Raw genomic sequence first — 19,870 nt, 5'->3', positions numbered from 1 at the left:
ATCATTCCTTCACTGCGCCAATCGTCAAGCCTTGCACGAAATAACGCTGGAAGAATGGATACGCGAAAATAATAGGAACGGTAGCCAGCACAACCATCGCCATCCGTGTCGTCTCGGCCGGTAACGTTCTGACCATATCCGTTCGATCAGCCGCACCGCCAACCCCCGCATTCTGGAGAATGAACTGTATGTTCGTCTCCACCTTCATGAGCAAGGATTGCAGCGGAAGCAATCTCGCATCGTCAATATAGAGCAGTGCATTAAACCAGTCGTTCCAATAACCTAAGGCGGCGAACAGCCCAATGGTAGCTAGGCCCGGCAACGAAATCGGCAGTACCAGGTATAGGAAAACGCGGAACTCGCCTGCACCGTCAATTTTGCCCGATTCGATAATGGCGTCAGGAACCATGGTCTTGAAGAAGGTCCTCATGATGAGGATCGAGAACGCACTGACACACATCGGGAGAATTAGCGCCCACATGGTATCCTTCAAATGCAGCACTTGCGTCACGACGATATATGACGGCACAAGTCCGCCCCCGAACAGCATTGTGAAGAAGGCGATGAAGGAGAAAAATCCTCGGAAATGAAAATAGCTTCGGGATATCGCATAAGCATACAGGGATACGATCACGAGTGTGAGTAGCGTCCCCACGACGGTGATGAATAACGTAACCCCGTAGGATCGCAGCAGCTGATCACCTGTTTTGAACAGGTAGGTATAAGCATCGACGGACCACTTCTCCGGAATAATGGAATATCCATTCTTCGCTAATGCCGTCTCATCCGTGAAGGACAGCACGACAACGAACAAGAACGGATAGACACATGCTAGTGAAAATAATCCAATCCCGAGATGCGCCATGGCATTCCAGAAAGGCGACAGATGATGAATGTTCCGCAGCTTCTTTCGCGGTGCACTCGGTTTATTCGATGATGGGTGTGAATCGATGACGGTTCTATTTTCCAAAATGGAGTTCCCCCTCTCGCTAAAGATGTCGGTCCATAAATCACGGGATGACCATGGCCATTTAGAATAACGCTTGTTCTTTATTGATTTTTCGTACGATAAAGTTCGTGACCAGGACAAGAATGAAGCCAACAACAGATTGATACAATCCGGCCGCGGTACTCATTCCGATATTGCCCGTTACCTTAAGTCCGCGATAGACGAACGTGTCAATGACATTCGTAACTGAGTAAAGTGCGCCGGTATCGCGTGGTACTTGGTAGAAGAGCCCGAAGTCTGCCCGGAAAATTCCCCCTACCGCAAGGATGAACATAATTACGATAATCGGTGTAATCATTGGAATCGTAATGTTGCGAATTTGCTGCCATTTGCTAGCTCCATCGATCATCGCCGCTTCGAAATACGATTTGTCGATCCCGACGATCGCCGCCAAATAGATGACACTGCCGTACCCGACACCCTTCCACAAGTTCACGATGATCAGAATATAAGGCCAGAATTTGGTCTCCGTATACCAGAATTCCGGATCTGCGCCGATCCAGGTTAAGAACTGGTTCAACACCCCTTTATCCACGCTCAGAAAGCTGAATACGAAATAACTCACGATAACCCACGATAGAAAATGCGGCAGGAACATGCCCGTCTGATAAATTTTGGCCAGCTTCTTATTCGCAATCTCACTAATGACAATCGCGACAAGCACGGCGAAGAGTGTCCCGAGAATGATAAAGGCTGCGTTATAGAGCAGCGTGTTCCGCACGATGAGATAAGCGTCTTCCGTCTTGAATAGGTACTCGAAATTTTTGAATCCGACCCATTTGCTCTCGATCATACTGGCTAAGAATCCATCTCGGCTGAACTGATAGTCCTTAAATGCAATTAACGCTCCCGGCATCGGCAAGTAACAAAAGAGCAGAAACCATACGAACCCCGGCAGCACCATTAGGAGCAAAGCTTTGTTACGGCCAACCAACTTCAGCCAGCGCAATAAACCTTTCATGTTGTCCCCCCTCAGCTCGTCATTTGTTGATATGCCTAACTTTACAGCAATGTAAGCGCTATCTAAAGTGAACAAATCAAAAGTCGAGGTGGATAAAACAAAGATCATATTCCTTTCTTTTTCCGAAGACAGTACAATAAGTGATGGGATTCCTGAATATTAAGAGGAAGGAATTCTTCTTCATGAAAGCGTATACAAAAAGGGGTACGACAGCAATGCGTTTGATGATCGATTTCTACCAGAAGCATTTCAAACAAAAGTTGTTCAATAAAATCTTGATGATCTACTCCCTCATCACCATCGTGTCGCTGGCGACGCTATCCGTCTTCGTCTTTACGTATTTCAGCAATAATCAAATTAAGAAGGAGCTCGATTCGAACAACCATGTGCTGTCGAGCATCGGCAGCTACTTCGATACACGCCATGCAGCTTCGCAGCAGATCATTCAGCAAATTTATCAAGATGGCTCCTCCACCCTGCTGGATGATGCGTTGTCTTTTCTGAAGAATAACTTCTCGGACTATTTGAATGACCGTCTGACACGGTTTAGCGATACCGGCATTCGGCGGCTAGACGTATTATCTTTTCTCCGCATCCAATTAAATACGTTCTCCGACATTCGGACCATCGGACTCTACAGCTCCAAGAAGAAATTCACCTTGCTTCTCACGAAGGATAATCAAAATTATTACCAAGTGAACAGCGATTTTCAAACGATGCTGAATCAATATGTCATTACGCCCAAAAGCATCACGACCATTAGCAACATTACAAATTTGACGACGCTTGAGACCGACGGGAATCTCATTATCGACTATAACTCCGATGGCATCTACCGTGCGTTTCAGAACAATTGGAGCGAAATGAAAGGTTATGTGCTCGTCTTAACGCCAAGTGGCAACGTTGTATTCGATTCCTCGAACCGATACTACGGCGCCAAATATCCATACCTGTCACAGCTAAATGCACCTGCATCCATCCAGCAATTCGAGGAACCGTCTTATGTGAACGTGCAGACGACGAACCGATTCGGGTATTGGATTGTCGGGGTGATTCCGAAAAGCGAGATGTCGGCGAGCATGGTCGGCCTTCGGAATACGCTGCTGCTCGTAACCAGTCTCGTCATCGTGGCTGCGATGGCGCTCACGTACTTTACGATCGTCAATTTCTCAAGGCGTACGAGGACCGTTGTACGTGCGATGGAGAAGCTAAGGAATGGGGATTTATCGGTGCGGATCACGATGGAGAAGGAAGATGAGCTCTTCCAGATCGCAGATCGGTTCAACCATATGTGTGAAGATTTGACTCGCTATATCGACCGTGTCTACGTCTCGGAGATTCGGCAGAAGCAGGCAGAACTAGTCGCTTTTCAAGCGCAAATTAAGCCGCATTTCCTCTATAACACCCTAGAAGCAATTCGGATGCGGGCCCTCTCCTACCAAGCCGAAGACGTCGGGGAAATGATCTATATTCTGTCCACGCTGTTCCGGTATTCCGTTCGGCGCGATACCATCGCCCCGCTCGAAAATGAGATCGAATATTGCAGCCTTTACCTGGACTTGTTCCGCATTCGCTACATGCAGAACTTCTCGTATGAAATCGATATCGAGCCGGAGCTCATGAGCCTTCGAGTGTTGAAATTATCCATCCAACCCATCATTGAGAATTACATTGTGCACGGACTGATTATGTCTCGCACGGATAATCGGATCTGGATTCAGGCCGTGCTCGAAGAAGATGTGCTGGTCATTACGATCAAGGATAATGGCAGTGGCATAACGCCAGAGAAGCTGGAGTTCATAAGGCAGAAGCTGAATACCGAGGTGTCAGACGATGCAGCAAGTCAATCGATCGGACTGATGAATACCCATGAACGGATTAAAATTTGCTTCGGTCCTGCGTATGGGCTTAGCGTGGAGTCTGTTCCGGGGCAAGGCACGATGGTTACGATGAAAATACCAGCAAGCCAAGGAGGAGAACTATATGCGTAAAGTATTTATCGTTGATGATGAGCCATTCATTCTGCAAGGTCTAACAACGGTGATCGACTGGGAAGAGTTCGGCCTTCATTTGGCAGGCAAAGCTTATGACGGTTCAGAAGCCTTTGAAGCGCTGCAGCATTTGGGATCAGAGGTGGATATTCTGATCACCGACATCATGATGCGCGATATGAACGGCTTGGCATTGATCGAGCGGCTGAAGCCGCTCTATCCGCATATGAAGTTCATCGTACTCAGCGGGTATAACGAATTCAGCTACGTCAAGGAAGGGATGCGCCTTGGGATTGAGAATTATCTGCTCAAACCGGTGAACATCAAGGAGTTGACGGAGACGGTTATGAGCACGGTTCAAAAGCTCGAGCAAGCCGATCGGCAAGCCTCCATCGTGCAGAACCAACTGGATATCTTGCGTGACAATGTGATGGCGCGTTGGGCTACAGGGAATATCGACCCCGCGGAACTGCGGAATCGGTTAGAGTTCCTGGAGATCCCGGTGGATCGCCCCTTCTATGCCGCTGCAACGGTGAAGATGGTACAGGATTCCGCTGCAGAGAATGGCAGCGATGCCTCGATATGGGAAGAACAGCAGAATAGCGAAGCTTATCGCATCTGCCAGACGCTCTCGCGTAAGATGGAGGGCAGCTATAGTTACTGCGATAATGATGGCGACACGATTATTCTGATTACTGGCGCAAGCGCAGAGGCAGGTCTATCGGCGACACTGCCCTTGCTAGAGCAGATTCGATTGGAATTGAAGCAGCGGCTTGGCATGCATGTATTTATCACGCTTGGCAGCATGGAGCTGAGCTATCTGGATATGCCCCAGAGCTATGCGCATGCCAAACGGCTGCAGGAATATTTCCTTACGAATACGGATAATGCCATTATCTCTTACGATCATATCGTTGCGGTCGATGAGGAGCTGGAACTGCCTTCGATGGATGCCTTCGAATATGAGCGCCTCCTGCTCGGTAAAGACAAGTCGGCTGTTCATGCCTATATCGATAAACTGTTCCAAGAGCTGCAATCGACTGCTTCCATTACGCCGGCACATATTCATAATCGTGCTGTGGAACTGATCCTATGTACGAAGCAGGTCGTGCGAGACAATAAACTGAATCATGAGTTGGCGACGAGCGGCTATAAGCAGCTGTTCACAGCCCTGTTCCGCGCGCATACGATTGGTCAGCTGACGGCGCATGTCAAGTTCATCGCGGATTCGGCCATCGACTACCTGTCGACCGAGGACGACGAATTTAGCTCCGTCGTGAAGCAGGTCCTGAACCAGATTCAGACGAATTATGCAGAGGAGCTGTCGCTCAAGACGTTGAGCCATACGCTGCATATCCACCCCTTCTATCTCGGGCAGCTGTTCCAGAAGGAAACGGGAGAGAGCTTCTCGGATTATCTGAACGCCTTTCGCATTAAGAAAGCGCAGAAGCTGCTAAAGACGACCAACATGAAGACGAGCGATATTTCACGCAGCGCCGGGTACTTGGAGCCGGGGTACTTCTACAAGATGTTCAAGAAGTACACGGGCATGTCGCCAACGGCTTACCGAGGCCATCGGGGCGGCGCTGGATCGGAGCAAGGGAGTGTGAGTGAGACGCAGGTGTGATGCGGCGGACTCTGGTGTGGGGCGATGCGGGTGCAGATGTTCGTTGCAGGCGTTGGCATGTGGCGCGGCGCGGATTGCGGTGTAGTCGAGCGATATGGATGAACGAAAGTATGCGGAACATACAACTCTTCTCCTCCACTAATTAAGTATTTTGAAATACATCTCCCCCACTCCTGTCCCTATGACGCCTATGTTGGATCTCTGCATGATAGTGATCCATCAGAGCTCACTATCGTGCTCTATCATGGATCCTCGCATCGTAGAGACTCGAATTTATACCATTTGAGCTCAAAACCCTACTCTACCGTGCAAATATACAGGATAGGTGCCACTTCGAGCGAATTTAATCCAAAGTTAGTGCAAGAATCCAGGATAGAAGTAGTTCAGACGACGGGCTACAGCTACTACTACCATCCATCCGCACAGTGAACCGCAGCATCCACCAAACAAAAAAAGGGCCGCACAGAGGATCCATCACCGGATTGCCTCTCTGTACAGCCCTACTTCTATTTTTCCCGTGCAATATACCAATATGCAATGCCCACGAACAGCATGCCGCCGACGATATTCCCTAGCGTAACAGGAACGAGGTTCGCCGCCATACCCGCCCACGATACTGTCTCCGGATGCGGAATAAATAACGAAATCGATAACAATGTCATATTCGCTACACTATGTTCGAAGCCTGATGTAATGAAGGCGAACAGACACCAGAAGATCATGATGAGCTTGGCTGTCTCTTCTTTCAATTTCATCGAGCACCAGATCGCCAGACAGACGAGCGTATTACACAAGATGCCGCGCATGAACAACTCGAGGAACGGTGCATTCATTTTGGCTCCCGCTACCGTGTTGATGAAATCAGCAACGCCACCCGTTGCAAGCCCTGTACCAACGAAGATCGCTGCCACGAGCATGGATCCTGCGAAGTTACCGATATAGCTATAGAACCATATTTTCATTGTCTCAAGCCAAGTGGTCTTCTTCTCTAACGTACTGACCGTGAGGATGAAGTTATTGCCCGTGAACAATTCACCGCCCGCCATGATGACAAGACTCAAGGCAATGCCGAAGGAGATCCCCATAATAATCTTCGTGCTCGGCACATGCGCCGGCGATAACAGCCCGCCAATCGTGAAGATGAGAATGATGCCAAGACCTACGAACAATCCTGCGAGCATCGAGGAAGTCAAGTACTTCCCCTTGCTGCGCTTCAGCAATGCGACTTTACTCACGCCTGCATTGTTAATAACGTTAATGAGTTCCTTCATCTATCACAGCCCCCCTAGATACACGTAACCGTCGCGAATTTCCGTCGGATATACTTCAATGCATCCATCATCCGGCTTCTGGACTTCACCTGTGACAAGCGAGATTTTCCAGTCATGCAGCGGACAGAACACGAATTCCCCGGAGACGATCCCTTCGGCAAGCGGACCATTCTTATGCGGACAACGGTTGCTCACCGCACGGACATCACCATTCGATAGACGAAAGATGGCAATCGACTTCTCCTTCACATGCACTTCTTTGCCTATCTGTATCGCAAGATCTTCGAGCTTGATAACTTTGATCATATTCATCGTTGTACTCATCGCGATCATCCCTTCTATCGTTGTTCAATGGTGTACATATTCCGGCGTTGTTCATCTTCAAGCGTTGCACTCCATGCCTCACGGTACGTGTCTCGGGCGAGTTCAAATCTAGCAGCTAGCTTCTCGACCTGATCCTGATTCTCGAGGACCATACGTACTTTGTCTACGCCAACGCGGTCAACCCAAGGGGCAGTACGCTCTCCATAAATCCCCGTCTCCCGATACAATTGAACGTAGGCTTTCGCCATTTGCACCACTTCATCTTCCGTCGTTACCGTCGTCAAGCTATCGCATTCCCGGACTTCCGTCCCGCCATTTCCGCCAAAATACAACTGGTATCCGTTCTCCACACAGACGACACCGAAATCCTTCGTTAACACTTCGGCACAGTTCCGCGGACAACCCGTAACACCCATTTTCATCTTGTGCGGTGTATCGACCATCTCGATCTCTTGCTCCAAGCGAATGCCGAGTCCGAGTGAATCTTGCGTACCGAATCGGCAGAATTGCGAACCAACACAAGTTTTCACATTGCGCAGCGACTTGGAGTAGGCGTAACCAGAACGCATTTCGAGCTCAGCCCATACCTTCGGCACATCCTCTTTCTTGATTCCAAAGAGTCCTACACGGGCCGCACCCGTGATTTTCACGAGCGGCACATTGTACTTCTTCGCCACTTCACCAATACGAATCAAGTCTTCCGGTGTCGTCGTCCCTCCGTACATCCGCGGAACCACCGAGAACGTACCATCATTCTGGATATTGCCGTCCATCCGTTCGTTGACGAATCGGGAGGCTTTGTCATCTTCATATTCATCCGGACGCAGCATGCGCAAATAGTAGTTCAACGCTGGACGACATTTCGAACAGCCCTCTTCATGCTTGAAGCCGAGCACGATACGGACTTCTTTTGGCGTATGCATCCCTTTCTCACGAATCGCTTCAACCACCTCATCGCGAGATAATGTCGTACAACTGCACATGCCGGTGACTTCCGCCGATGCGTCGAATTTGTCGCCCAAGGTATGAGCAAGAATCGCTTCCACGACCCCGCGGCATTTACCACAAGATCCGCCTGCTTTGGTCACGGCTTTCACTTCGTTGAAGGTACTTAATCCATGCTCCAGAATAGCTCCTACAATTGTGCCTTTGGTAACCCCGTTACATCCGCATACCGTCTCATTGGCACTCATCGATGCTACGTCGATCCCCGACTCTTCCCCGGCTTTGTGAAGAACCGATGCACTCGTATACTCTTGAATATCGGCTTCTTTCTTCAGCATGCTGAACAACCGCGTACCGTCCGATGCATCGCCATAGAGCACGACACCGACTACTTTATTGTCACGGACGAGCACTTTTTTATAGACACCCTTCAATTGGTCCTGCACCACAATCGCCTTCGTATCATCGCTCTCATGGATTTCGCCACCTGAGAACAGATCACACCCGGCCACCTTCAGCTGTGTTGAGAGAACGCTACCTTGGTATCCAGCCGTCTCTTTGCCTGTTAGAACATCCGCGAGTACAATCCCTTGTTCATACAGTGGTGCGACGAGCCCATAAGCGATCCCACGATGCTCAGCACATTCGCCAACCGCATAAATCTGTGGGTCTGAGGTTTGCATGTAATCATTCACTTGAATCGCGCGACCTACAGCAAGCCCAGCTTCCCGCCCAATCGCAGCATTCGGTCTGATCCCTACCGCCATCACGACAAGATCACATTCGACACTTGTGCCGTCATCGAATCTAAGTCCTTCAACCCGCTGATCGCCATAGATTTCCGTCGTCTTCTTCTCCATCAGGAACTTCATACCTTGCTTCTCGAGGTCCTTCTGGAGCAGCTTCGCTGCTTCACGATCGAGCTGCATCTCCATCAAATTCGGCAGCAAATGAACGACATGTACGTCCATCCCACGATCAATTAGACCGCGTGCCGCTTCTAGTCCGAGTAAGCCACCACCAATAACGACGGCTTTTTTGTATTGTTTCGCAGCATCCATCATCCGCTCTGTATCTTCAATCGTACGGAAACCGACGACACCTTCCAGCTCATGCCCTGGTACAGGCAGAATGAACGCGCTCGACCCTGTCGCAATAATCAACTCGTCGTAAGGAATGACCTTCCCTTGATTCGTAACGACTTGCTGCTGCTCTCGCTGAATTTCGGTTACTCGCTCATTGGAGATCAGCTGAATGTGGTTCTCCGTGTACCAATTCCAATCATTTATATTAATCTTGCTAAATGTTGTTTTGCCTTGTAAGACATTCGACAGCATAATCCGGTTATAGTTCGGATACGGCTCATCTCCAATCATGGTGATGTCGAACATGTCAGCATCTCTTTTTAGAATCTCTTCAATACAACGTGCGCCCGCCATCCCATTGCCGATCATGACCAACTTTTTTTTCATTGAACACGCCTCCATCACCACTTTGTGAAAAAATTAACATACTTAAATTATAACTATTTTCACACAATACAGTGTGATTCTACGCACATTTTTTAAGGAAATTTTGTGAAATTAATGGAAAAACGCCTCAGAAAAATACCAAAAAGCTGTTCCACACGTATCAGTCGCTACGTCGGAACAGCTCTTTTTGTTACATCTATCTGTAAAGGAAGGTTTCATAAACACGCTTCAGTTCTCACATTATTTCGAACTGGAAGTCGTGTAATTCTCAATAATATTTTTCTGGAAAATAATAAAGATGATAATAACTGGCATAACCATGAAGGTTGCGCCCGCCATCTGCAGGGCAAAATTCCCGCCATACTGACTTTTCAGTAATGAGAGACCGACGGACAAGGTATATAATCTTTCATTATTTGCCATGATTAACGGCCATAGGAAGCTGTTCCAACCACCGATAAAGGCAAGAATGGCCTGTACAGCAAGAATTGGCTTCGAACACGGAATAATAATCTGCATGAAAATTCTGAACTCACTAGCTCCATCGAGTCGTGTCGCTTCCAATATTTCATCTGGAATGGTCGTCATAAACTGACGGAACAAGAAAATTCCGAACGCCCCCACGAGACTAGGTAATACAATCCCCAGCATCGTGTCGGTCAAATTCATTTTGTTTAAGATCAAATAAACCGGGATCATCGTTACTTGGCTTGGAATCATCATTGTTGCCAATACCATAAGGAATGTACTTTCTTTCCCCTTAAAATCGTACTTGGCAAAACCAAAACCAGCCATCGCATTTAAGAACATTCCAAAGAATGAGAAAAGAACGATGATCATTGTATTTTTCAAATACACGGCAAAGTTCATATTTTGAAATAAATTGGTGTAGTTATCCAAAGTAAAATCTTTCGGCCACAATGTTGGTGGAATCAGAATAACTTCACTTTCCATCTTAAAGGATGATAAGATCATCCAAATAAAAGGAAGCACAAACATAATACCTCCAATTGTTAATACAATCCCGGCCACCCATTGAAATAATTTATCTTTATTTGCACCTTTCATCGGTTCACCTCCACTCTTTTAATAATCTGATTCTTTCGCTTGCACTCTATATTGAACCAACGTTACCGCGATGACAGCGATGAATAAAATAAATGATCCAGCCGCAGCATATCCAAAGTTACTCAATTGGAAACCATTTTTATAAATAAACAATGCAGCTGACATCGTGCCATCTAGTGGTCCACCCTTGGTCATAATGAACGGTTCTTCGAAGAACTGAAGCCATCCGATCATCGTCGTAATCGATACGAAGAAAATCGCAAAGCGCAGCATCGGAATCGTAATTTTCGTAACTTGTTGCCACGTATTGGCACCATCCAATTGCGCAGCTTCATAATAAGACTTCGGAATACCTTGCAATGCAGCAATGAAAATGATCATATTTAAACCTACCGCTCTCCAGAGTGCCATAAGAATCAATGATAATTTGGCTACTGTAGGATCGGTCAACCACGGAATTGCAGATAAATTCATAGATTCTAGAATGTAATTGAACAGACCAAATGCAGGGTTGTACAAATAAGTCCAGACTACCGCTACCGCTACAACGTTCGTAACAGAAGGCAAATAATAGACAACACGAAACACTTTGAAGATTTTAGAAGTACCTAAGTTAATCAATAAAGCCACACCAAGTGAAGTTACAATAACGAGAGGAACCCCAATAATAACGTAAAACAATGTATTAAAAATGGCTTTTAAAAAAACGGGGTCCGAAAGCACATTGATGTAGTTTTTAAAGCCAATAAAGCTCAAATTTGAATAGTCTGCTAATCCAGCCAAGTCCATATTCGTAAAACTAATGAACAGAGCCACGAAGATTGGCAATAATGAAAACACAAGGAGCAATATGATCGCTGGCGCAATGAAAAAATATGGTGCCTTCCTCGAGGTGAAACCTTTCATACCCTAGTCACTTCCTTTACTCAGGTTCCTGTAAACAAATAATGAGAGAGCTAACCGGCTATTGTAGCCGGTTAGCTTCATTGGTCTATATTCTTATTACTTATTAATAATCGATTCAGCTTTCTTGTTGAAATCGTCCATTTCCTTTTGTACGTCAGCACCTTTTGTACGGTACACTTTTTCAAAGCTACTCAAAAAGCTTTGGGCAATTTCTTCAAATTGTTTTGTAGAAGGCATTGGAACCGCCGTTTTTAATTGTTCACCAAATACTTTATAATTCGCATCTTCTTGAAGAACTGGGTTGTTCCAAGCTTCTTTTGAAGAAGGAAGGGATTTAGTTAACTCCATCCATTTCAATTGTGTTTCAGGTTTCGCCATGAACTCAACGAATTTCACTGATGCTTCTGCATTCTCTGTGTATTGGAATACAGACATGTTCGATCCACCAAGAGAGGAGAAGTTGTTATCTTTACCCGCTGGCAATACCGCTGTTGCCCACTTACCATCAATATCAGGCGCTTGATCTTTAATCAATTGAACCATCCAAGGTCCGCTGATAAACATTGGTGCAACACCATCCCCACGGAAGCCTTGAATCGCATCAATACCCAGATCCACTGGAGCAGAGCCATTCTCAACGAAGCTATTCATATATTTCACAGTATCTACGAAAGCCGGTTGGTTAAATAATGGTTTACCTGCTGCATCGAACAATTCAGAACCATTTTGGCGAGCTAACATAAAGGAAAGAGATTGTTCTTTAACGTCAAGGGCGAAACCGTATTTTCCTTGACCGCGATCAGCAAGTTTCTTCGCTGCATCTTGCATTTCTGCCCAAGTTTTTGGTGCTTGATCGTATCCAACTTCTTTGAGTAAATCTGTACGGTAGTAAAGAACGCGTGTATCGATGTACCAAGGTACGCCTACATAAGCACCTTCAAATGTTCCAGTTTGAACTGATCCAGGGTAGAAGTTGTCTTGTTTCAATCCAGGATATTTATCTAAATACGGAGTTAAATCCATCAATGCTTTTGCGTTCGCAAATTCTGGAATCCAAGTTGTACCCATTTGTACAACGTCAGGACCTTTTTTTGATGCAACAGCTGTTAGCAATTTGTCGTGTGCTGAATCCCACGGTAGCGCTTGTACTTCAACTTTAATGTTTGGATTCTCTGCTTCGAAAAGTTCAGCCATTTTGGGAAGTGACTTCGCTTCCTCCCCCATCCCCCATACACTAATTGTTGTTACTTTATTGCCGGAGTTATCTGTTGTTTCTGCTGATTTTGACCCGCATCCTGAAAGGATACCCATAACAAGTAAAGTAGATGCTAGTACGGTTGCTGCTGTTTTTTTACGCATATTTAACTTCCTCTCTAATCATGATAGTAATTTGCGAAACGTTTCAATTTAGTTTACTACTCCGCATCAAAATCGATCAACCAACTAATTTAAAACGTTTCGATAGTCATTATATAACATACTGTAATCGTATACAAGTGGAATAATTCGTGATATTCAAAACGATTCTCCACTTTAAAAAGTTATAGAAACCTAGGTTGACGTCGCTATTAAAGGTGTTTATAATGGTTTTTGTGTGATAATAGAAACGTTTCTATAATATTCGGATGTCCTTGAACATCGCTTTTGAGGCTTAACAAAATGGAGGAAAACATATGTCGGAACAACAGTTAATTTCATTAATAAGCCAAATGACTATAGAAGAAAAAATCAGTCAGCTACTTCAGTTAGCGGGTCCATTTTTTGAAGGCTCAGAAAGCCAAGGCGAAATAACAGGACCTATGGCAGCTATGGGAGTTTCAGATGATTCGGTTCGAAATTCGGGTTCAGTATTAGGTTTGACAGGAGCTAAAGAAGTCATTCAAGTACAAGAGGCCCATTTAAAAAATAATCGACTAGGTATTCCACTATTATTCATGGCAGACATTGTTCATGGGTACAAAACGATCTTTCCTGTCCCTCTTGCGATCGGCTGCTCCTGGGATATGGATATGGCGGAGAACACCGCAGCAATAGCCGCCAAAGAGGCTTCAGTCGCTGGTGTACACGTTACGTTCGCACCAATGGTCGACCTCGTACGTGATCCACGTTGGGGGAGAGTCATGGAATCTACCGGAGAAGATCCATTCCTTAATAGTGAATTTGCACGAGCCTTCGTAAGAGGTTTCCAAGGAACGGATTTAACTGATGATCATTCTCGTGTAGCAGCTTGTGTGAAACACTTTGCCGCTTACGGTGCAGCAGAAGGCGGTCGTGACTACAATACGGTGGATATGTCCGAACGCCAAATGCGTGAATATTACCTCCCCGCCTACCGTGCTGCGTTAGATGAAGGCTGCGAGATGGTAATGACCGCATTTAATACGGTCGATGGAATTCCGGCTTCTGGAAATCGCCGTTTAATGAGGGACCTGCTTCGAGACGAATGGGGATTTGACGGTGTCTTAATTTCCGATTGGGGCGCAGTTAAAGAGATGATTCCTCACGGCATTGCTGTGAATGAAGCAGAAGCAGCTTATAAAGCGATCCAAGCTGGTGTTGATATTGAAATGATGACGCTTTGCTATGAAAATCATCTAAAAGCATGGATTGAAAACGGCCAAGTTAATGAATCACTCATTGATGAAGCCGTCCTGCGTATTTTGACACTGAAGCACAAATTAGGTCTGTTCGATAATCCGTATCGTGGCGCAAGCATCGAGCTTGAAGAAAAACTCATCTTATCCGAAGCACATCGTCAAGCTGCTCGAGATGCAGCCGCTAAATCTTCTGTGTTATTGAAGAATGACAACGTTTTACCTTTAAAAGAAGAGCAAAAAGTCGCTTTGATTGGTCCGTTCTCTCAAAGTGGAGATATTCTTGGCCCATGGTCTTGGTTGGGATCTAAAGAAGAAGCTGTTCAGTTGTATACCGGTATGGTTGATCTCGTAGGCTCTACGCATATCAAGACCGCACAAGGTTGCGCAATCGAGACGATGACGGAAGCTCAATTGGCAGAAGCATTAGTCACCGCACAAGATGCCGATGTCATTGTGCTCGCTTTAGGTGAACATTCCGATATGAGCGGCGAGGCTGGTTGCCGTGGAGACATTACTCTACCTAAGGTTCAGCTAGAACTGATCACCGCATTAAAGTCGTTGAATAAGCCCATGGTTGCGGTTCTTTTTAACGGTCGCCCCCTAGACTTACACGGAGTCTACGACCAAGTGGACGCCCTGCTTGAAGCTTGGTATCCAGGAACCGAAGGCGGAGCAGCCATTGCTGATTTATTATATGGCAGACAGAATCCAACAGCTCGGTTAACCATGTCATTCCCATATGCATTGGGTCAAGTGCCTGTCTACTACAATCATTTCAATACAGGCCGTCCACAAGGTGCACCGGATGCACAAATACGTTATGTATCGCAGTACTTGGACATGCCTAATGAACCGTTATTACCTTTCGGATTTGGTCTTAGCTATACAACCTTTGAATATAGCAACGCAACCCTTTCTTCATCAACGATTACCATGGAACAGCCTTTGACCATTAAGGTACTTGTCACCAACACGGGAGATCGGACCGGTGAAGAGCTTGTCCAATTGTATGTTCGTGACCTATCCGGAGAAGTAGTACGTCCAGTTAAAGAATTGAAAGCATTCAGCAGAATCTTACTAGAGCCGGGAGAAAGTCAAGAAGTTACCTTTACATTAGCGGAAGAACAGCTTCGCTATCATCATTCTAACTTAGAATTTAATAGCGATTCCGGTGACTTCTTCGCCTTTATCGGCGGCAACAGTCGAGACGTTGCCGAACTAAAATTCACTTTAACGAAGTAAGGAAGGCGAGTGGAAAAAATGACAACAATTAACCCTTCAAATTTTCAAATAAAAAGTAATAACTTAGCGTTTACATTTATGAATAGCGGAGATATTCGTGAAATACGAATGAAACAAATGATGATTAATCAATGGATCGCAAATCCATTAGATGGATCACTGAATAATCTGTATCTTCGTGTACACCATGAATCTGGTATGAACTGCGTGCCACTCCTTGGCGTTCAATCCACAAGTGAAGTAAGCTATACGGATACACAAGTGATATTTAAGGGCACATTCGAATCCCTTCGCTACCTTGTTACGTTCACTTTAACACCGATGAATATTTGGTTCTGGGATGTTCAGGTTGAAGGGCAAGGTGAGGTTGTTGATGTCATCTACGGACAAGATATCGGTCTAGCAGATCAAGGGGCTGTACGCTCAAACGAAGCTTACCTATCTCAATATATTGACCATACTATGTTTGAAGATCCAGAGAAAGGTTATGTCGTATGCTCACGTCAGAACATGCCGCAAGCTGGCGCATTCCCTTATATCCAACAAGGTTCATTGACGAAGGCTGTGGGCTTCTCAACGGATGGATTCCAATTCTTCGGCCTATCTTATAAAGCTACGAATGAGATCGCTGCACTTCAACAAGCACAATTAAATAATGAAGTTTATCAATATGAATTTGCCTACACGGCATTGCAATCAGAGCGCGTTACAGTGAATGGGACTGCACGGTTTGTATTTTACGGCCTCTTCAGCCCGGATCATAAGGCAGCCATCACATCTCTTGAATTCAACAAAGAGATTGAAGAAGCATGGGCGCAGGTATCCGGAATTCAAGCTACAACAAGCACTTCTGTAACGAAGGTAAACCTTGCACCACATATCGGATCACCGCTAACAACCGAATCCATGACATTAGAAGAAGTGAAGAGTCTCTTCCCTAACCGACACCAAGAAGAGTGGCAAGGAGAAGAATTGTTATCCTTCTTTACCGATACGCACGAACATATCGTATTGAAGTCCAAGGAATTGCTTGTTGAGCGCCCACACGGTCACATTCTAATGACTGGGGATAACGCGCACTTGAACGATCATATCTTAACAACAACTTCTTATATGTATGGTATATTCAACTCCCAATTGGTTGTTGGAAATACATCTTGCAATAAAATGTTAACGAATGCTCGTAATGCTCTGAATGTGATGAAAACATCCGGTCAACGGATTTATATCGAAATCCAGGGTGCGTATCACCTGCTTACCATGCCTTCGATGTTCGAAATGGGCTTTAACTATGCTCGCTGGTATTACAAAATGGCAGACGATATGCTCGTCATTACGAACTTCACAACCGTAAACACACCGGCATTGCACTTACAAGTTCGCTCTACTTCCGGCAAAGCTTATCGTTATCTCGTAACGAATCAAGTATCGATGAACAATAATGAATACGTTGCCCCTTATCACATGGAGCAGTCTGATTCTGTACTTACATTACGTGCGGATGCAGCATCTGATAGTGCAAACACGTTGCCTGACCTTTGCTATCGCATGAAATTTACAGGTACAGCTATGACAATACAAGATGAAACGGCGATGTCTAAACAGGTGGATGCTGGATCGGCTTCACTTGTAGTCCTTGAACTATCTGCTACAAACGAATGGAATATGACGGCACAAGGGTTAATTGATGGTGGAGACTTACCATTTGGAACTCCAGATGTAGACACGGAAATTGCTAGCTACCGTGCATTTTATGAGCAAGTTATGAACGGCTTTAATCTGAATCATCCAGAAGGTCTTACCGATGAGATTCAAAAAGTAAACGCCCTGGCATGGTGGTATACACACAATATGTTAGTGCACTATTCTGTCCCTCACGGATTAGAACAATACGGCGGTGCAGCATGGGGTACGCGTGATGTATGCCAAGGGCCAACAGAATATTTTATGGCAACTCAAAAGTATAATGAGGTACGGGACATCATCAAAGTGGTGTTCTCTCATCAATATGAGGATGAAGGCAACTGGCCGCAATGGTTCATGTTCGATCAGTACAAACATATACAACAAGAAGAAAGCCATGGCGATATTATTGTATGGCCACTCAAAGTTTTGAGCGACTATCTGAATTTCACCAAGGATTACAGCATCCTTCAAGAAGAAGTGCCTTATTCCATCCGTCATACAGGTGAGCTAACAGAGAAGAAAGCAACGATCTATGATCATGCTAAAAAGGAAATCGAATATATTAAAAATCATTTCTTGCATGATACACACTTATCTTCTTATGGTGATGGCGACTGGGATGATACGCTTCAACCAGCAAATGCACAGTTGAAACAATATATGATCAGCAGTTGGACGGTTGCATTAACATACCAAGTGTTCAACCAACTAGCTAGGGCGCTATCCCAAGTTGACGAAGCGATGTCTGTAGAATTAAGCGAACATGCTGCTGCTATTCAAGCTGACTTCAATCGCTATATGCTGAACACGGATGTAATTCCAGGTTTTGTATACATGGAAAAGCCAGGTCAAGCTGAATTGATGCTACATCCAACAGATACGAAGACAGGCATTCAATATCGCCTCCTCCCGATGACGCGCAGTATGATCGGTGAATTACTAACCGAAGAGCAAGCAGCAGCTCACTATGAGCTTATTAAGAAAGAACTCTACTGTCCGGATGGTGTACGCTTGATGAACCGTCCCGCTCAATATCTCGGTGGTGTAAGCACAAACTTCAAGCGAGCTGAACAAGCATCCAATTTTGGTCGTGAAATCGGTCTGCAATACGTCCATGCTCACATCCGTTTTGTAGAAGCGATGGCGAAACTCGGAAAAGCCGATGAAACATGGAAAGGTCTTGCCATGATTAATCCAGTAGGCATTCGGAACGTCGTGCCAAATGCTGAATTACGTCAGAGCAACGCTTACTTTAGCAGCTCCGATGGGAAGTTCAATGATCGTTATGAAGCACAGGAACGATTCAACGAATTACGTACGGGCGATGTCGCGGTTAAAGGCGGTTGGAGAATCTATTCCAGCGGTCCTGGGATCTACATGAATCAATTGATCTCCAACTGCTTGGGTATTCGTCATGAAGGCGGCGATCTTATTCTGGATCCTATCCTACCAACAACATGCGATGGTATGCAATTTGACTTCACAATCCGTGGATCTAAGACACGTTTTGTCTACCATATTACCGGCCAAGCGATTAGCCGTATAACTGTAAATGGAAAAGATGCTGCTACAACCGAAACAACGAACCGTTATCGTAAAGGCGGCATTCGGATCGACGAGCAACAACTAAGCGATTTGATGAACGATACGATGAATGAAATCAACATTTATATGTAAAAGCTACTTAGCACTCTATTAGGATCCTCATCACATTTGGTATAATAGAACATTATGAGTGAGTGAACGTTAGGAGCGTATATCGTGGTCAGTATAAAAGATGTCGCTAAAAAAGCCGGGGTTTCGATCTCGACCGTTTCTTATGCGCTAAACGGAAATCCCAAAGTCAACGAGGAAACTGCATCCAAGATATTAGCTATTGCAAAAGAATTAAAATACACACCCAATGCAGCGGCTCGAAATTTAAAAAGACGAGAAACTAAAATTATTGGTGCATTCTTAACGGATTTTAATGGCGCTTTTTATGGTGATTTATTGCAAGGAATGAAGGAAATTCTGAACAAAAATGACTATGATCTAATCGTCTGCAGTGGAAAACAGTCGCATCGTTTGTTGCCGGAGAAAATGATCGATGGCGCCATCGTTCTAGATGCCTTTTTCTCTAGTGAGGAATTGCTGCTCCATGCAGACCGAGGTCATAAACTGGTTGTGCTCGACAGAGAATTAAAGCACCCTAATATCAACCAAGTATTACTCGATAATAAAGCAGGGGCCGGGCTTGCCGTTGAATACTTAATTGAACAGGGGCATCGTAAAATATATATTGTTACAGGACCTCCTGATTCTTTCGATTCGGTTCAACGTCTACAAGCCGTAAAACAAACGATCGATAGAAATCAACCTATTGAATGTATTCACATTCAAGGAAATTTCAATAAATCATCAGGAGAGCAAGCGGCGCACAAAATTATGGAAGATTATACGGAACCGGTTGCTGTCTTCTGTCTCAATGATGAAATGGCCCTCGGTGTGTATGATGCCGTGCAACAAAGTGAATTCCGCATCGGCGAACATATTCACCTGATCGGGTTCGATAACATGGAGCTAACGCAATATACACAACCTCGAATAGCTACCATCGATTATTCCAAGCACAAATGGGGTGCAGTTGCTTCGGAGCAACTATTAAAACTTATCGCTTCGGAAGAAGTAGATCAGGAACGAATCTATGTCAAGTTAATCCAAGGTGATTCTGTACATCGAATATAATTCTTTTCTAATCCAAAGACGAATTCTATCTAACAAGGTAGGAT

At 45.3% G+C, this 19,870-nt stretch carries 13 protein-coding genes; 5 read left to right on the top strand and 8 right to left on the bottom strand.

Annotated elements, in window-relative coordinates; all coding sequences use genetic code 11:
* Position 1 precedes the first annotated feature (1 nt).
* Both ACFQZR_RS20260 and ACFQZR_RS20255 read right to left on the bottom strand, forming a co-directional pair.
* A complete protein-coding gene (locus tag ACFQZR_RS20260) occupies positions 2 to 865 on the bottom strand; it encodes a carbohydrate ABC transporter permease (RefSeq protein ID WP_379349456.1) in 864 nt (287 codons plus the stop codon).
* 166 nt (positions 866 to 1,031) lie between these two features.
* On the bottom strand, positions 1,032 to 1,970 hold the full coding sequence (locus ACFQZR_RS20255; protein WP_018758569.1) for an ABC transporter permease: 939 nt from the start codon (positions 1,968 to 1,970) through the stop codon (positions 1,032 to 1,034).
* A 182-nt stretch (positions 1,971 to 2,152) separates the two neighbouring features.
* Here ACFQZR_RS20255 and ACFQZR_RS20250 point away from each other — a divergent pair, with 182 nt between their 5' ends.
* Both ACFQZR_RS20250 and ACFQZR_RS20245 read left to right on the top strand, forming a co-directional pair.
* Positions 2,153 to 3,961: a sensor histidine kinase gene (locus ACFQZR_RS20250; RefSeq protein WP_379349274.1), complete on the top strand. Its 1,809-nt coding sequence runs from the start codon at positions 2,153 to 2,155 to the stop codon at positions 3,959 to 3,961.
* Entirely contained in the window at positions 3,954 to 5,588 is a 1,635-nt protein-coding gene (locus tag ACFQZR_RS20245; protein WP_379349272.1) for a response regulator, read from the top strand. Before ACFQZR_RS20250 ends, ACFQZR_RS20245 begins: the two co-directional genes overlap by 8 nt.
* Before the next feature lie 506 nt (positions 5,589 to 6,094).
* Here the strand turns inward: ACFQZR_RS20245 and ACFQZR_RS20240 are convergent.
* The 6 genes from ACFQZR_RS20240 to ACFQZR_RS20215 form a co-directional block, all read right to left on the bottom strand.
* Positions 6,095 to 6,859: a formate/nitrite transporter family protein gene (locus tag ACFQZR_RS20240; RefSeq protein ID WP_379349270.1), complete on the bottom strand. Its 765-nt coding sequence runs from the start codon at positions 6,857 to 6,859 to the stop codon at positions 6,095 to 6,097.
* Positions 6,860 to 6,862: 3 nt separating this feature from the next.
* Positions 6,863 to 7,183 (bottom strand): nitrite reductase small subunit NirD, encoded by a 321-nt coding sequence (nirD, locus tag ACFQZR_RS20235; RefSeq protein WP_018758565.1) that lies wholly within the window; start codon positions 7,181 to 7,183, stop codon positions 6,863 to 6,865.
* A gap of 14 nt (positions 7,184 to 7,197) precedes the next feature.
* Positions 7,198 to 9,600, bottom strand: a complete 2,403-nt coding sequence (gene nirB, locus ACFQZR_RS20230) for a nitrite reductase large subunit NirB (protein ID WP_379349267.1) — start codon at positions 9,598 to 9,600, stop codon at positions 7,198 to 7,200.
* 240 nt (positions 9,601 to 9,840) lie between these two features.
* Complete coding sequence (locus ACFQZR_RS20225) at positions 9,841 to 10,668, bottom strand: carbohydrate ABC transporter permease (protein ID WP_379349265.1); 828 nt, start codon at positions 10,666 to 10,668, stop codon at positions 9,841 to 9,843.
* Positions 10,669 to 10,686: 18 nt separating this feature from the next.
* A complete protein-coding gene (locus tag ACFQZR_RS20220) occupies positions 10,687 to 11,574 on the bottom strand; it encodes a carbohydrate ABC transporter permease (protein ID WP_379349262.1) in 888 nt (295 codons plus the stop codon).
* Positions 11,575 to 11,670: 96 nt separating this feature from the next.
* Positions 11,671 to 12,933 (bottom strand): sugar ABC transporter substrate-binding protein, encoded by a 1,263-nt coding sequence (locus tag ACFQZR_RS20215; protein WP_379349260.1) that lies wholly within the window; start codon positions 12,931 to 12,933, stop codon positions 11,671 to 11,673.
* Between the two features lie 314 nt (positions 12,934 to 13,247).
* Between ACFQZR_RS20215 and ACFQZR_RS20210 the strand changes: the two genes are divergently transcribed.
* From ACFQZR_RS20210 to ACFQZR_RS20200, 3 genes are all read left to right on the top strand, one after another.
* Positions 13,248 to 15,413 (top strand): glycoside hydrolase family 3 N-terminal domain-containing protein, encoded by a 2,166-nt coding sequence (locus ACFQZR_RS20210; RefSeq protein ID WP_379349258.1) that lies wholly within the window; start codon positions 13,248 to 13,250, stop codon positions 15,411 to 15,413.
* A gap of 18 nt (positions 15,414 to 15,431) precedes the next feature.
* Positions 15,432 to 18,776, top strand: coding sequence for a GH36-type glycosyl hydrolase domain-containing protein (locus ACFQZR_RS20205; protein ID WP_379349256.1), 3,345 nt, complete (start codon positions 15,432 to 15,434; stop codon positions 18,774 to 18,776).
* Between the two features lie 84 nt (positions 18,777 to 18,860).
* Positions 18,861 to 19,826 carry a LacI family DNA-binding transcriptional regulator gene (locus tag ACFQZR_RS20200; RefSeq protein WP_379349254.1) on the top strand — a complete coding sequence of 322 codons (966 nt, stop codon included), beginning with the start codon at positions 18,861 to 18,863 and terminating at the stop codon, positions 19,824 to 19,826.
* Positions 19,827 to 19,870: the final 44 nt, after the last annotated feature.

Origin of the sequence: Paenibacillus sp. GCM10027629 (assembly GCF_042676425.1) — a bacterium.
Classification (GTDB): domain Bacteria; phylum Bacillota; class Bacilli; order Paenibacillales; family Paenibacillaceae; genus Paenibacillus_K; species Paenibacillus_K terrigena.
Note: the sequence above shows the minus strand (reverse complement) of the source record. Positions and strands in the feature narration are given on the sequence as shown.

Excerpts from the sequence above, each read along its gene's own strand:
- ACFQZR_RS20220 (WP_379349262.1), bottom strand. The coding sequence starts at position 11,574 with ATGAAAGGTTTCACCTCGAGGAAGGCACCATATTTTTTCATTGCGCCA.
- ACFQZR_RS20245 (WP_379349272.1), top strand. The coding sequence starts at position 3,954 with ATGCGTAAAGTATTTATCGTTGATGATGAGCCATTCATTCTGCAAGGT.
- ACFQZR_RS20250 (WP_379349274.1), top strand. The coding sequence starts at position 2,153 with ATGAAAGCGTATACAAAAAGGGGTACGACAGCAATGCGTTTGATGATC.
- nirD (WP_018758565.1), bottom strand. The coding sequence starts at position 7,183 with ATGAGTACAACGATGAATATGATCAAAGTTATCAAGCTCGAAGATCTT.
- ACFQZR_RS20210 (WP_379349258.1), top strand. The coding sequence starts at position 13,248 with ATGTCGGAACAACAGTTAATTTCATTAATAAGCCAAATGACTATAGAA.
- ACFQZR_RS20215 (WP_379349260.1), bottom strand. The coding sequence starts at position 12,933 with ATGCGTAAAAAAACAGCAGCAACCGTACTAGCATCTACTTTACTTGTT.
- ACFQZR_RS20260 (WP_379349456.1), bottom strand. The coding sequence starts at position 865 with ATGGCGCATCTCGGGATTGGATTATTTTCACTAGCATGTGTCTATCCG.
- nirB (WP_379349267.1), bottom strand. The coding sequence starts at position 9,600 with ATGAAAAAAAAGTTGGTCATGATCGGCAATGGGATGGCGGGCGCACGT.
- ACFQZR_RS20205 (WP_379349256.1), top strand. The coding sequence starts at position 15,432 with ATGACAACAATTAACCCTTCAAATTTTCAAATAAAAAGTAATAACTTA.
- ACFQZR_RS20255 (WP_018758569.1), bottom strand. The coding sequence starts at position 1,970 with ATGAAAGGTTTATTGCGCTGGCTGAAGTTGGTTGGCCGTAACAAAGCT.
- ACFQZR_RS20240 (WP_379349270.1), bottom strand. The coding sequence starts at position 6,859 with ATGAAGGAACTCATTAACGTTATTAACAATGCAGGCGTGAGTAAAGTC.
- ACFQZR_RS20225 (WP_379349265.1), bottom strand. The coding sequence starts at position 10,668 with ATGAAAGGTGCAAATAAAGATAAATTATTTCAATGGGTGGCCGGGATT.